This is a genomic window from Kosakonia sp. SMBL-WEM22, assembly GCF_014490785.1.
In the GTDB taxonomy this organism is placed as follows: domain Bacteria; phylum Pseudomonadota; class Gammaproteobacteria; order Enterobacterales; family Enterobacteriaceae; genus Kosakonia.
Genome location: NZ_CP051488.1, coordinates 2,856,882 through 2,870,276, shown reverse-complemented (window position 1 = coordinate 2,870,276; position 13,395 = coordinate 2,856,882). Strand labels below are relative to the sequence as shown.

The 13,395-nt window shown below is 53.9% G+C and carries 17 protein-coding genes; 16 read left to right on the top strand and 1 reads right to left on the bottom strand.

What is annotated here, in order from left to right; all coding sequences use genetic code 11:
* Nucleotides 1-184 precede the first annotated feature (184 nt).
* From HF650_RS13660 to HF650_RS13645, 4 genes are read left to right on the top strand one after another with little or no spacing between them, the layout of a single operon-like run.
* Nucleotides 185-544: a phage holin, lambda family gene (locus tag HF650_RS13660; protein WP_223284162.1), complete on the top strand. Its 360-nt coding sequence runs from the start codon at nucleotides 185-187 to the stop codon at nucleotides 542-544.
* Nucleotides 528-965, top strand: a complete 438-nt coding sequence (locus HF650_RS13655; RefSeq protein WP_187799144.1) for a lysozyme — start codon at nucleotides 528-530, stop codon at nucleotides 963-965. Before HF650_RS13660 ends, HF650_RS13655 begins: the two co-directional genes overlap by 17 nt.
* A complete protein-coding gene (locus tag HF650_RS13650; RefSeq protein WP_187799143.1) occupies nucleotides 962-1,414 on the top strand; it encodes an Rz lytic protein in 453 nt (150 codons plus the stop codon). Before HF650_RS13655 ends, HF650_RS13650 begins: the two co-directional genes overlap by 4 nt.
* 22 nt (nucleotides 1,415-1,436) lie before the next feature.
* Entirely contained in the window at nucleotides 1,437-1,583 is a 147-nt protein-coding gene (locus HF650_RS13645) for a hypothetical protein (protein WP_187799142.1), read from the top strand.
* 384 nt (nucleotides 1,584-1,967) lie between these two features.
* Here the strand turns inward: HF650_RS13645 and HF650_RS13640 are convergent, their stop codons facing one another.
* Nucleotides 1,968-2,291, bottom strand: a complete 324-nt coding sequence (locus HF650_RS13640) for a hypothetical protein (protein ID WP_187799141.1) — start codon at nucleotides 2,289-2,291, stop codon at nucleotides 1,968-1,970.
* A gap of 1,329 nt (nucleotides 2,292-3,620) precedes the next feature.
* On the opposite strand from HF650_RS13640, the gene HF650_RS13635 reads away from it, so the two are divergent.
* The 12 genes from HF650_RS13635 (at nucleotide 3,621) to HF650_RS13575 (ending at nucleotide 13,367) form a co-directional block, all read left to right on the top strand.
* On the top strand, nucleotides 3,621-4,070 hold the full coding sequence (locus tag HF650_RS13635) for a hypothetical protein (RefSeq protein WP_187799140.1): 450 nt from the start codon (nucleotides 3,621-3,623) through the stop codon (nucleotides 4,068-4,070).
* A 209-nt stretch (nucleotides 4,071-4,279) separates the two neighbouring features.
* Nucleotides 4,280-4,543, top strand: a complete 264-nt coding sequence (locus tag HF650_RS13630; protein WP_187799139.1) for a hypothetical protein — start codon at nucleotides 4,280-4,282, stop codon at nucleotides 4,541-4,543.
* A 91-nt stretch (nucleotides 4,544-4,634) separates the two neighbouring features.
* Entirely contained in the window at nucleotides 4,635-5,642 is a 1,008-nt protein-coding gene (locus HF650_RS13625) for a terminase small subunit (RefSeq protein WP_187799138.1), read from the top strand.
* Nucleotides 5,617-6,927 (top strand): terminase family protein, encoded by a 1,311-nt coding sequence (locus HF650_RS13620; RefSeq protein ID WP_187799137.1) that lies wholly within the window; start codon nucleotides 5,617-5,619, stop codon nucleotides 6,925-6,927. Before HF650_RS13625 ends, HF650_RS13620 begins: the two co-directional genes overlap by 26 nt.
* Before the next feature lies 1 nt (nucleotide 6,928).
* Nucleotides 6,929-8,335, top strand: a complete 1,407-nt coding sequence (locus tag HF650_RS13615; RefSeq protein ID WP_187799136.1) for a DUF4055 domain-containing protein — start codon at nucleotides 6,929-6,931, stop codon at nucleotides 8,333-8,335.
* Nucleotides 8,319-9,404, top strand: a complete 1,086-nt coding sequence (locus HF650_RS13610) for a phage minor head protein (RefSeq protein ID WP_187799135.1) — start codon at nucleotides 8,319-8,321, stop codon at nucleotides 9,402-9,404. Before HF650_RS13615 ends, HF650_RS13610 begins: the two co-directional genes overlap by 17 nt.
* Before the next feature lie 81 nt (nucleotides 9,405-9,485).
* A complete protein-coding gene (locus HF650_RS13605; protein WP_187799134.1) occupies nucleotides 9,486-10,256 on the top strand; it encodes a hypothetical protein in 771 nt (256 codons plus the stop codon).
* Between the two features lie 12 nt (nucleotides 10,257-10,268).
* Nucleotides 10,269-11,222 carry a major capsid protein gene (locus tag HF650_RS13600; RefSeq protein ID WP_187799133.1) on the top strand — a complete coding sequence of 318 codons (954 nt, stop codon included), beginning with the start codon at nucleotides 10,269-10,271 and terminating at the stop codon, nucleotides 11,220-11,222.
* A gap of 318 nt (nucleotides 11,223-11,540) precedes the next feature.
* Nucleotides 11,541-12,023 (top strand): DnaT-like ssDNA-binding protein, encoded by a 483-nt coding sequence (locus HF650_RS13590; protein WP_187799132.1) that lies wholly within the window; start codon nucleotides 11,541-11,543, stop codon nucleotides 12,021-12,023.
* Nucleotide 12,024: 1 nt separating this feature from the next.
* Nucleotides 12,025-12,375: a hypothetical protein gene (locus tag HF650_RS13585; RefSeq protein WP_187799131.1), complete on the top strand. Its 351-nt coding sequence runs from the start codon at nucleotides 12,025-12,027 to the stop codon at nucleotides 12,373-12,375.
* A gap of 1 nt (nucleotide 12,376) precedes the next feature.
* Nucleotides 12,377-12,985: a hypothetical protein gene (locus HF650_RS13580; RefSeq protein ID WP_187799130.1), complete on the top strand. Its 609-nt coding sequence runs from the start codon at nucleotides 12,377-12,379 to the stop codon at nucleotides 12,983-12,985.
* Nucleotides 12,957-13,367 (top strand): phage tail terminator-like protein, encoded by a 411-nt coding sequence (locus tag HF650_RS13575; protein WP_187799129.1) that lies wholly within the window; start codon nucleotides 12,957-12,959, stop codon nucleotides 13,365-13,367. Before HF650_RS13580 ends, HF650_RS13575 begins: the two co-directional genes overlap by 29 nt.
* Nucleotides 13,368-13,395: the final 28 nt, after the last annotated feature.

The window sequence follows — 13,395 nt, the reverse complement described above, 5'->3', positions numbered from 1 at the left end:
GAAATAGTGCTGTTAATAACATTTTGAAATATTAAATAACTACTTATAAGGCTGCTATTGGGCGGCCTTTTCTGTTTTCAGGCTCCGGGAGTCAACTTCAGATGGCTTCGTTGTTAAATGCAGCCCGAGAGCCTGACTCCTTAAATCACGCACAGCACCGACCCCTAAAAAGGTGGAGGTGGAGATGAAACGTATGCCGGACAAAGACGCTGGTTTCTGGGCAGGTCTTATCGCCTGGCTATACAGCCACAAAACAGAATGGGGATATGCGGGCGTGGCGGGTATGTTTTCTCTGCTGCGTAGCGCCTATGCACAGTCTTCATGGAGTAAGCGTGTTCTCGACGCCGTATCGTGCAGTGCGCTGGCATTCTTCGCAGCGCCGACGCTTCAGGTGGTCGGGGGCATTCTTAACTGGAACGTACCCGATACAGCCGCTCAGGTGTTTGCGGTTTACATCGGGTATGTCGGCAATGACTACATAAGCGAGAAGCTGCGCGGGTGGATTAGCCGCAAAACGGGAGATAACAGTGAAAATCAGTCCTGACGGTATTGCCCTGATTAAGCGCGAAGAAGGCGAGCACCTGAAAGCGTATCGCGACACCAAAGGCGTTCTGACGATCGGCGTCGGTCACACCGGGCCGGTGGATGGCCGTGCAATCATTCCAGAGCTGACAATCAGCAAAGAAAAATCAACCGCGTTGCTGCTGGCGGATATAGCCTGGGTTGAGAAAGCTATTAACGCCAGCGTTAAGGTGCCACTTACACAGAATCAGTATGACGCGCTATGCAGCCTGGTCTTCAATATCGGCAAAAAGGCTTTTGAAGATTCCACCGTCCTTAAGCGGCTTAATGCCCATGAATATCACGGCGCGGCCGATGCTTTCCAGATGTGGAAACGCTCCGGTAACGATCTGGATATTCTCCTGCCGCGCCGCCAGCGTGAAAGAGAGGTGTTTCTGACATGAACCCGATCAGCTTCATAAAGAACTATTCGCACATCATCGTTATCGGCCTGATTTGCGTTGCGCTGTGGGGACTAAATGCCCGTAACGCCCAGTTAACCGCCACTAATGAACGGCTGGAAAAGCTGGCGAACAGCAAAGACGACCAGATTAACGATCTGCGATCGAAAAATGATGGACTGGCCGCCAGCGTGAGTGAGCTGGTTACCGCCGTCAGGCAGCAGAATCAGGTGATGTCTCAGGTAACTGAACAGCGGGCTGTAACCGCACAGCAGAACCGGAAGCTACAGAATGAAATCAAGCAATACCTTGAAGCTGATAAGTGTGCTCAGTCCCGCGTGCCTGACAATGCTACTGACCGGCTGCGCGCCGCAGCAAAAGCCGCTGGTGGAGTACCGGACAATAAGCCAGCCGCAAATCAGCCTGCCGGCAGAGCTGACCTCCCGCATTGATGCACCTGAGCCGCCGGACGGAATGACGTTCGGTGAAAGCGTTCAGCTCAGCGCGCAGTTATACGGGCTAGTGGGGCAGTGCAATATCGATCGTGCTGCCATCCGGCAGATTGAAGAGAGCAGGCAGTATGTTGCTGGCGGGCTGGAAAAAATGTCCCCTCCGAAATGAAATCCGGCACTTCGGAAGGGAGACCAAAACGGTCGCTCGTTACAAAGAACAAGCGAAGCATAGAGCAATCTGGATAAATAGATATACAACCTAAGTCAAATCAGTAGGTTTCTTATTTACTTTTGTGATTTAAATTGTTTTGGCTGTTTTTTTGAGCAAAAAAATGCCCTCCAGGAGAGGGCTGCAATAAATACATGCTTGATTTGAACGGTCACGTTTTAACTAATTCGACGAGCTCATCCATGAGCTGTCCCTGAGGATGGGTAGGAGCCACTTCAGGGTGGTTTAACTCTTACACATATCCTCAGGACGGCAAGCGTAAGCGGCAGGTATTCAGATAAATCCTGGTGTTTTAGGACAGCTGAATGCGTGCTATCAGTCGCGTCAAATATCGCCGTGTTTCTGTAACACACCTTTTTCATCGAATATGAAAAGTATGCTTTGCCCAAGACCATTTTGGCAAACCAGACCGTCGGCACCTGTTTTGTCTGTTATTCCCTGACAATCCATGTTGCTGACGTAGGGCTTAAGCTGACATTTAAGCGTTTTTCCGTCCTGTATCAGTAGATGCCCTTTTTCTATGTCAGATTTTGCCGGAGCCGGGCAGGGGCCATTACCCCAGTGTACATTCTGATTTTTTTCGAGCAGGGAGCATCCCTGCAGCAGAACGACGCATGTAAGACTAATGAGCAGAGGTATTGCTTTCATTATATATCCTTGTTTATCGAGAGCTTATGGTCCGGCCTAAGGTCATACTCCATTTTATTTCAGTTGTATAGCGGCCTAAGTATTTTTTGAGAGAGTGGAGTAGAGAAACTAACCGAAAGCACTTTCACAGTTAGCCGCTGTGTATGAATTTTGTCCCGACAGGCATGGAGCAAATGGAGTTATTTCGAAAGCAGAGTAAGCGGCTTACTTTGCGCTTCAAAAATAAAAACATATAAAAAACAGGCAAAGAAAAATACTTTATGCCGTTGCGCTCGCGATATTTTGGGCTGGAAACTATATTTAAAGTGCAGAAAAATTCTGCATACCCTATGGAGTTAATCATGAAAAGCACTACAGCTAATACCTCCAATGACAGGCAAAAAGAGTCCGACAAAAATAATGAGACGGACAAAAACAAACCGAAACAGGACAAGAAATAGTATTGGTTGGGTTTAATCAGATCTCCAATCCGGAGGATATATGTCTCAGCATCCCGATTACGATAAGCCTGTTCCGCCTGACACACCGGTACCGGGTGATCCCGATCGCCTCCCACCTGATGGCGAGCCCTTGAATCCCGATATCCCGGACAGTGACAATCCTGACAGACCCGTAAAGCAGCTGTAATGTAACTGCCCGGGTTAAGGATCAAGCCACCAGCAACAACTGGTGGCTTTTTTATTGCGACACAGTCATCCACATTCAGAAGAGACCTGTCAGAGCGAGGTGAAACCACAAGATGACAACACTGTTAAAGGCTACCGCACTTTATCTGATGGCGACATTTAGCACATGAATCGCCTCAAAGTGGTCAGCAGCCATTCCTTTAATCTTCTCGATACCGAGCGGGAAAACGTAAGCGCTGAGCTTTCTGAGACGGCGAATCTTCATTGCGGTTTGCGTGTGTGTTCAATCCGCACCAGTGGAGCATTTCGGTTTCAGGCATGAATCAAAATGCCTTTCTCAAAGAGGGAGAGGTTGCTTATGTGATAAATGCCGCCGGAAAAACCATTTCGCGTTATGAATACCGGGCTAGCTGAATGGGATCAAAAAAACGCCCTCTAAATGAGGGCAACAGGATTAATGCGGGTCCTAACAACTACTTTTATTCACGACGAGCTCATCCATGAGCTTTTCCTTGATGTGGGTAAGGGCCACCGCAAGGTACTCTAACTTTTACACATATCCCCGAAACGGCAAGCATGGTTATCAGGTATTAAGATAAATCTTAAGCAGTCTCTGCAAAAAATAGCGGTATGGGATTTGTCTTAAAATCTCGGTTGGGCTATAAAACTGTTGAATTGTGAAAAATTTACAGCGGCAACTAAAATGAAGAAGTTCATCTGCGCCTTGTCTTTATATTTTCTAGCGATCGGTTATTGCTGCGCAGCTTTTCAGGAGCGCGAATACAACATCTGGTATGAAAAGGATGGGGTTTTATACGACGTTACGCAGACATCAGATGGAACTCCAGTGATGATCAGCATCTCTCAGAGTGGTTTCAAAACCGCTAATATGGTCATCTCTTACGAATCAGTTGGTGTGTGCGCGAAATCTACGCCACCGCTTGATATTAATGGCGACGTAATTTCTGCTGAGTATGCATGCTCACAGTACGGAAACGATAAAATTGAACATTACATTGTAAGGGATGCTGCCAGGGTAAATGCGTTAGTTGAACATCTGAAGTCAGACTTTACAGTGGTGATTCAGGGAAGCATTAAGATATGGGCAGCCAATATCAAGACGCCAAACTATGGTATGTCTCCGAAGTTTTGAGTCTTGATGGGAGAGCCGGGCGATACAGTAGGCACTCACTGTATGGTGAGCATCGACAGCCTATAGCCCCTACTTGATTAAGGTATTTGGTTCTCAGCTCGTCAAGGTGACCTGCAGATTGATTGCTTAGAGATGCCTCACCTCTCAGTGTCTCAGGTTGGTCAAAAAATGGTATATTCAGAATTTCACTTCGTTAACGAGGGGCCTCGGTGTCCATTAGCACGCTGATTAAAACCATAACAATCTCAAATACTGTTACAGGCGATTTTAAATTCGAGATTTACCAGAATGAAAAGGCTCTTTTCCATGCGGATATATCCCTTAAAAATCCACTCGGCAAATGGGAGCAGTTCCGCAATAAGTTTCGATTTAGCCGAGCCTTAGACGTCGAAGAAGTTGTTGAGCGTTGTAAGAAACTTGTAGAAAATCAAGAGATTGATATAAAAGCGGCCGAGGCGCTTCGTAACTATTAACCTCAATCAAATTTAAGGCGTCTCGGGACAGTAAATTAGCATCGATCAAGCCACTGGCATCCGCTGGTGGCTTTTTTTATTGGAGTAACTAATGGCAAAACCGGACTGGGGCGAGCTTCAGCAGCGGTTCCTGTCCGATCATGCCGCAACTGGCGTATCACCGAAGGATTGGTGTGAAGCGCAGGGACTGAACTACGCTACTGCACGTCGACACATCAAAAAACCAACTGCGCAAATTGCGCAAAAAACTGCGCAGAAAAAAGTGCGCAATGCGCAGAAGGAAATAGACGTTAATGCACTGGTGGAAAATGACGGATTGACAGCGCAGCAGCGAATCTTTGTGGCAGAATACCTGAAAGACCGCAACGCCACCCAGGCCGCCATACGTGCCGGGTACAGTGCAAAGACTGCTGAGCAAATTGGTTATCAACTCCTTCAGAAAACTTCAGTTGCCGTTGCTATTGATAAACAGCAAAAGGCCTCCTTGATGCGAACGCTTGCCAGTGCTGATGAGGTGCTGGCGCAAATGTGGCAGCTCGCTACTTTTGACGCTAACGATCTCTCGCAATATCGCCGTGGTGCGTGCCGCTACTGTCATGGCTTTGGCCATAACTATCAGTGGCGTGACATGGTGGAGTTTGAAGAGCATCGGCTTAAAGCGATCGAGAAAAAGGGTAAAGATCCGGTAGATGTCGGCGGTTACGGCTATGACCACAACCGGGAACCTAACCCGGCGTGCCCGCGCTGCAATGGTGACGGCATCGGTCAGCCGTATTTCGCTGATACCCGCAAGCTACCGCCTGTTTCCCGCCTGGCTTATTCCGGCATCAAGCTCGGTAAAAACGGCGTTGAGATTACAGCTATCAGCCGTGAGCGCATGTATGAAGCAGTGATGAAGCGGCTTGGCCTGGCGGACAGCGAGTTTGCGCAGCAGCTGCAGCAGATCGAAATCGAGCGCCGCCAGCTGGAGGTGGAAAAACTCCGTAAAGAGCTTGCTGCCGATCCGGAAGACGAAGTACCACTGCCCGTGGCAATCAACATTAACGTCGCGGATGCTCGCGTAAGGAAAGACGATGACGGGGATATCGCCTACCCTTAACGTACCGCAGGCGCAGTTTCTGGCTATGCCGCATAAGTTCAAGGCCTACGTGGCAGGCTTCGGTTCCGGTAAAACATGGGTGGGCTGCGGGGGCATCTGCAAGGGGATGTGGGAACACCCTAAGATCAACCAGGGCTACTTCGCTCCGACCTATCCGCAAATCCGGGACATCTTCTATCCGACAGTGGAGGAGGTGGCGTTCGACTGGGGCCTTAAGGTCCAGATCAGCGAGAGCAACAAAGAGGTCCATTTCTACGCCGGGAGGCAGTACCGCGGCACCACCATCTGCCGCTCAATGGAGAAACCGGCCACGATTGTCGGCTTTAAAATCGGCAACGCGCTGGTGGATGAGCTCGACGTGATGCCCGCCCTCAAAGCGCAGCAGGCCTGGCGGAAAATCATCGCCCGTATGCGCTATAAGGTCGCTGGACTGCGTAACGGTATTGACGTTACCACCACACCAGAAGGGTATAAGTTCGTTTATCAGCAGTTCGTTAAGGCAGTGCGCGATAAGCCTGAGCTGGCAACCCTGTACGGACTTGTGCAGGCTTCCACGTTTGATAATGAAGCGAACCTGCCTGATGACTATATTCCCTCGCTGCTGGCGAGCTATCCACCAGAGCTGATAAAAGCCTACCTGCGCGGGCATTTCACTAACCTGACAAGCGGCACCATTTACCACCAGTTCGATCGCAGGCTGAACAACTGCACAGATGAAGAGCAGCTGGGCGAGCCGCTGTTTATCGGCATGGACTTCAACGTCGGTAAGATGGCAGCCATCGTTCATGTGAAGCGTGAAGGGTTGCCGCGCGCGGTGCGGGAGTTGGTGAAGGTCTATGACACTCCGGCGATGATCAAACGCATTCAGGAAGAGTTCTGGCGCTATGAGGGCGGCCGCTACGTTGCCAGCCGCCAGATCTACATATATCCGGATGCCTCCGGCGACAGCCGCAAATCCAACTGCGCCAGCCTGACCGATATTGCCCAGCTTAGAGAAGCGGGGTTCAGCGTCATGGTTAACGCTTCCAATCCGCCGGTGAAAGATCGTATTAACTCGATGAACGCCATGTTCTGTAATGCGCTGGGCGAACGGCGTTACCTGGTTAATGTCCAGCGCTGCCCGGTCTATACGGAAAGTCTTGAGCAGCAGGTATGGGATAAAAACGGCGAGCCGGACAAAAAGACAGATAACGATCACCCCAACGATGGTGGCGGGTATTTCATTGTGAAGGATTACCCCATCGTCAAACCTGCATACTCAATCACTATGGATACCACCTTCTGATATGGCTAATAACGACATCACCTGGGTTCGTCCTGAACACCGGGCGGCCAGTGCTGCCTGGAAGAAAATCAGGGACTTTTGCAAAGGGGCAGAGGCGGTAAAAGAACCGGGCAACAACTATCTGCCTTTGCTTGACTCCACGGACAAGAGCATGCGCAACCGCAAGCGCAACGAAGACTACCTGCAGCGGGCGGTCTTCTATGCGATTACTGGTAATACCAAGATTGGCCTCCTCGGGCTGGCCTTTCGAAAGGATCCGACCTTTTCCGCGCCGGAGAAACTGAGCTATCTGCTGAAGAACGCCGACGGCGCTGGCACCAGCATTTACCAGCAGTCGCAGCTGGTGACCGAGAACGTGCTGGAGGTGGCCCGTGACGGGCTTTATGTCGATTACGCTGAGGGGAGTGGCCAGGCCATTATCCTGCGTTATCTGGCCGAGAACATCATCAACTGGCGCACGAAGCGCATCAACGGGCGCGATCAGTTGGTGCTGGTGGTGTTGAGGGAATGTGTGGAGCAGGAGGATGGCTACGCGTTTAAGGATGAGGTCCAGTATCGCGAGCTTGCGCTTGAAGAGGGCCGGTTCATCTGCCGGGTGTGGCGCCGCAGCGCGGATGCCGGTTCCGCTGCATACGTTGTTACCAGTGAATACCAGCCGAAGCCCAAAGGCAAAGACAGCTGGGACGAAATCCCGTTTACCTTCGTCGGCGCGCAGAACAACGATCCGACTATCGACGACTCACCACTCGCCGCGCTGGTGGAGATAAACCATGGTCACTTCCGGAACAGTGCTGATTACGAAGACAGCGTGTGGTTCTGCGGCCAGGTCCAGCCCTACATGACGGGACTTGATGAAGGATGGCGCGATCATCTGGAAAAGAAGGGGGTTAAAATCGGCTCCCGCTCGCCGCTGCTGCTGCCCAGAGAGGGCAACTTTGGTTATGCCCAGGCACAACCCAACATGCTGGCGAAAGAGGCTATGGACAGTAAGCGCGACTACATGGTGCAACTGGGTGCCCGGCTCATCGAGCAGAACGCGGCGGTGAAAACCGCAACACAGTCCAGCAGTGAGCAGACATCGTCCACTTCTGTACTGGGGATCTGCGTCTCGAACGTATCGGAGGCCTATTCACTGGCCATCGGCTGGTGCGCGAAATATCTGGGCGTCGGCGAGCAGCAGGCGGCCTACGCGATCAACCAGGAGTTCATAGCTAAGGTCGCCGAGTCCGGCATGGTTACCGCCATTGTGAACGCCTGGCAGTCCGGTGCAATCCGTGACACTGATATGATTCGTGCGCTGCAGAAGCTTGACCTCATCAACCCAGCAGACAGCCCCGACGATATCATTGACGAACTGCACAATCCCACCCCCACCCTGATTGGCGGTAACGATGGCAACGGTAAATGAAATGTTACGTGACGAAGCCATAGCCCACACCGTCTGGATCAGCCGTTATAGCACTGGTGTGGCAAACCGCATGGTTAAGCTGCTGAACGACAGCGACGCTGAGCTTACCGCACGGCTACTGTTGGCGATGGACAGCCTGCCCACCAGTCAGTTTACGGTCAGCCGACTGGAAAGCATGCTGGGGAGCGTACGCGAGCTTAACCAGCAGGCAATAGCGGGCATGCAGACCAGCCTGGCCGATGAGCTCCTGCAGCTGGCCGGGCATGAAGCAGGCTATCAACTGAGCCTGTTTGATTCACTGCTGCCGCAGCGGGTGAAAGAGCGGTACCCACTGCAGAGCATCACGCCTGAGCAGCTTTACGCGGCCGCCATGGCACAGCCCTTTCAGGGACGTTTGTTGAGCGAATGGGCCGATAACCTTGAAGCCGACCGCATGGCACGCGTTGTTAATGCAGTGCGTCGCGGCTACCTGCAGGGTGATACCACGGAGACCATTGCCCGGCAGGTTCGCGGGATCGCCAGCAAAGGCTATAAGGACGGGGCGCTGCAGCTCAGCCGGACCAATGCCGCCAGCATTACCAAAACGGCTGTGAATCACCTGGCAGCCACGGCGCGGACTAATTTTGCAGAAGCCAACGGCGATGTCCTGAAAGGTAAACAGTGGCTCTCCACCCTGGACAACAAAACCACGCCGACGTGCATCATCCGTGATCGCCTCCGTTACACTCTGGACAACAAGCCTGTGGGTCACAAGGTTCCGTATCTGCAGGGGCCGGGGAAAATCCATTTCTGCTGCCGTTCCACGGAGACGCTGATTACCAAATCATGGCGTGAGCTTGGGATCGACAGTAACGAGCTGGATGAAGATACACGCGCCAGCATGGACGGGCAGGTGCCAGCGGATACCACATATCTTGACTGGCTGGCCCGGCAGTCGCTGTCGCGACAGGATGAGATCCTCGGGCCGGAGCGGGCCGCGCTTTACCGCGCTGGCGAGCTGAAGCTCGGGGAAATGTTCACAGACAAAGGGGAATGGATAAGCCTGGCCCGCCTTAAAGCGCTCAGTTAATCCCAAAACATTTTTCAATTACGGCTGCCTCCGGGCAGCCTTTTTTATTGGGCGAGGCCCATAACATCCCAAGGGGAAATCATGTTAATCCGAAATATGCTCCTGAAATACTACGCACCAGAAGATGATGGCCAGGGCGGCGGGGGCGGCGGTACCGAAATTACGCCAGAAATTCAGAAGCTGATTGATGATCAGGTCGCTGCCCAGGTCTCCGGCCTGAAAACCAAAAACTCCGAGCTGCTGGGCACCATCAAGCAGCAGAAAGACAATCTGTCTCGCTTTGACGGTATCGACCCAGATGCGGTGCGCGGCATCCTGCAGCGATTTTCTGACGACGAAGAGGCAAAGCTGATTGCCGCCGGGAAAATTGATGAGGTGCTGGATAAACGCACCGAGCGCCTGCGCGCTGATGTTGATAAGCAGATCAAAGCGGCCAATGAACGCGCGGATAAAGCCGAAGCGTTCTCCGGCAAATTCCGGGATCGCGTTCTCGGTGATGCCATCCGGGCGGCAGCGTCAAAAGCTGGCGCACTGGCGGAAGCATCCGATGACCTGATCCTGCGTGCCAAAGGCACATTCCAGCTCAACGACGAAGGCGAGGCCGTAGCAGTTGATGCAAATGGCGACGTTCTGTTCGGTAAGGACGGCAAAACCCCACTAAGCCCGCTTGAATGGGCGGAGTCGCTCAAGGAGACGGCCCCGCACCTGTTCCCGCGCGCTGAAGGTACCGGCGCGGGTGGACACAAGCCAGGCGGTGGTGGCAGTCAGAAACGTTCAGAGATGAGCGCCAGCGATAAGGCGGACTATATCCGCAAGCATGGCCAGCAGGCCTTCCTCAAACTTCCGAAATAAGAGACTTACTCAATGGCTACAACTGTTAATAACGATCTGGTCATCTATGACGATCTGGCGCAGACCGCTTTCCTCGAGCGCCGGCAGGACAATCTGGAAGTGTTCAACACTTCCTCCAACGGCGCGATCCTGCTGGACAATGAACTCATTGAAGGCGACTTCCGCAAGCGCGCCTTCTACAAAGTAGGTGGCTCCATCGAATCGCGTGATGTGAACTCCACCGGCAAGGTGAATGGTAAAAAAATCGGTGCCGGTGAGGCGGTTTCTGTTAAGGCACCGTGGAAATACGGTCCGTACGAAACCACTGAGGAAGCCTTTAAACGCCGTGGCCGCACGGTTGACGAGTTCTCCGAAGTGATTGGCGTTGATGTTGCTGACGCTACCCTGGAAGGCTACGTGAAATATGGCCTTAAGGCGCTGACGGCGGCAATCGGAGCAAACACCGATATGGTGGTGACCGCCGATATCGAAACCGACGGGAAGAAAACCCTGACGCGCGGCCTGCGCAAATACGGTGACAAATTCAACCGCGTGGTGCTGTTCGTTATGCACTCCGCCACCTACTTCGACATTGTGGAAGAGGCGATCGCCAGCAAGATATACGAAGAAGCGGGCGTGGTGGTGTACGGCGGCCAGCCGGGCACCCTGGGTAAGCCCGTGCTGGTGACCGATACCATGGATGCCGCCGCTATTCTGGGGCTGGTGGCCGGTGCGGTGACCGTGACTGAATCCCAGGCGCCGGGCTTCCGCTCCTACGACATCAACGATCAGGAAAACCTTGCGGTCGGCTATCGCGCGGAGGGTACAGTCAACGTTGAGCTGCTGGGCTACAGCTGGGACACGGCCAAAGGCGAGAACCCGGATCTGACCGCCATCGGCACGGCCGGTAACTGGAAAAAGCATTTCACGAGCAACAAATCCACTGCGGGTGTGCTGATCAAGCTGGGGGCCGCATCGGGGGAGTAACACTGTCAGTTGATAAAACCTCCGCAACTGCTGACAGTATCGATGCGGTTACCTTTTCTCTGAAATATACCCGTAACAGCGCGGGCGTGCCCGGAGCAGCTGTCGTCTGGTCGTCTACTGGCGGCACGCTGAGCACTGAGGGATCACAGACCGGCTCTGCCGGTGGCGCTACGGTGAAACTCACCTCCGATACCGCCGGAACGTTTACCGTGACGGGGACAGTTGATGGAGTGGCGCAAACCAGTGAAGAAATCACTTTCACTGCCGCTGTCGAAGACTAACTGACGGGGCGCAAGCCCCGTTTCTTTGGGTGCAACGATGATCATTACCGATATCACTTCACCGGCCATGAACAGCTATGCAGGCGAGGGGGATTTGAAAGCCTTTGCCGATCTGCGCGATATCACGCTGCCGGAAAAGCTCGCGCCATTGCTCATCCGGGCGATGGATTACCTTGAGGGGCTGGACTGGGCCGGCTGGCGAAGCGAACCAAAGCAGCCGCTGGCGTGGCCGCGCGCGGGCATCGAACTGGACGGATACGAACTGCCCGCCGGAGAGGTACCGCGTCAGGTTGTTACTGCGCAATGCATGCTGGCGGTCGAGGCGATGGATGGCGATCTGCTGGGCAGTGTGCGAGAAGCAGCTGTGAAGTCCGAGCGCGTGGAGGGAGCGGTAACCACGACGTATGCCGTCGCTGACGGCGAAGTGTTCAGACCGTCTTACCCGGCGGTGATGGCTTTGCTCGGCGAGCTGGCTGGGGGGCGTGGCTATGCAGTAAACGCTTTTGCGGAGCGTGCGTAATATGCCTGTTAACTACACCCGCATGAAAGCCACCAGCACGCGCCTGCTCACTGAGAACGGCGCGGCGTACCCGGTAAAGCGCAAGGGCACAGTAACGGTCATCGGAGGCGTTGAACATCGTGAGCCGGATAAGACCTTCACTGCGATCGGCGTGCGGACTGAGTATAGACCCGGCGAAATTGACGGTACGGTCATCATAAACGGCGACACGCGTATTGTGTTTACTGCTAATACCGAGCTGCGCACCGGTGACATGGTGGACGTGGACGGCAGATGGTACCGCATTGAGAAGCCCAACCCGGTCAATCCTGGCAAACTGCTGTTGTGCTACCGCGCTCAGCTGAGGGCATAACATGGCAGATAACCAGGCGTTTATGGTGTCCATTAATGCGTTCGTCAGCCAGGCAAAGGAGCGACAGGAGGAAGTGGTGCGGGTGGTCGGCATCAAAATCCTGGCGCGGCTGGTGCAGATGTCGCCTGTCGGCAATCCAGAGCTTTGGGCGGTGAACCAGACGGCGGCGGCCTATAACGCGGCGGTCTCCGAGCATAACAGTCTGCAGCGGCAAAACCCGGACAACCTAACTAAAGCAGGGCGGCTGCGGCCAGGCCGCAAAGTTAAGGGCGGCATGGATATCAAGGCACCGCCTGGCTACACCGGGGGGCGCTTTCGCGGTAACTGGCAGGTGTCGTTTGACCAGCGCACCGTTGGCGAGACCGGGCGCATCGACAAGGCTGGCCACGAGACGCTCACCGCAGGCAACCTGGTACTGGAGCAGTTCAAAGTCGGTACCACGGCTATCTATTTCTGTAATAACGTCCCGTACGCCTACCGTCTGGAGATGGGACATTCCAGCCAAGCGCCCGGCGGCATGGTGCGCATCACCGCCGCCGAGTTCCAACGGTACTTCAGCGAGGCAGTCAGCGAGGTTAAAAATGATACCGGACATCACAACGGCGCTTGAGGCCATGCTGGGTCTGTGGGCAGACGGCGAGGGCGTGCGGGTGGCGTGGGATAACATTCAGTTCGATCCGCCTGGCGACGGGTTGTATCTGATCTCCCATGATATGCCCGCGCAGCCGTACAGCATTGATATGGCCGGGGGCTGCCGGGTCTACCCCGGCGTGTATCAGGTCACCGTCGTCGCGCCAGCGGGTGGCGGCAAATCACAGGCCAGAATGCTGGCCCGCCGCGTCGCCGGGTTGTTCCCAGAGAACCAAGAGATCCCCGGCGACGGCTTTACCGCCTGGGTGACATCACCGCCCGCCATTTACCCCGGCATAGCGGACGGCGTGTCCTACTCCATCCCCGTCAGCATCAACTACCGGGCTGATATCTCAGCTTGATCATCCCTGCCGGTTCTGCCGGCTTATT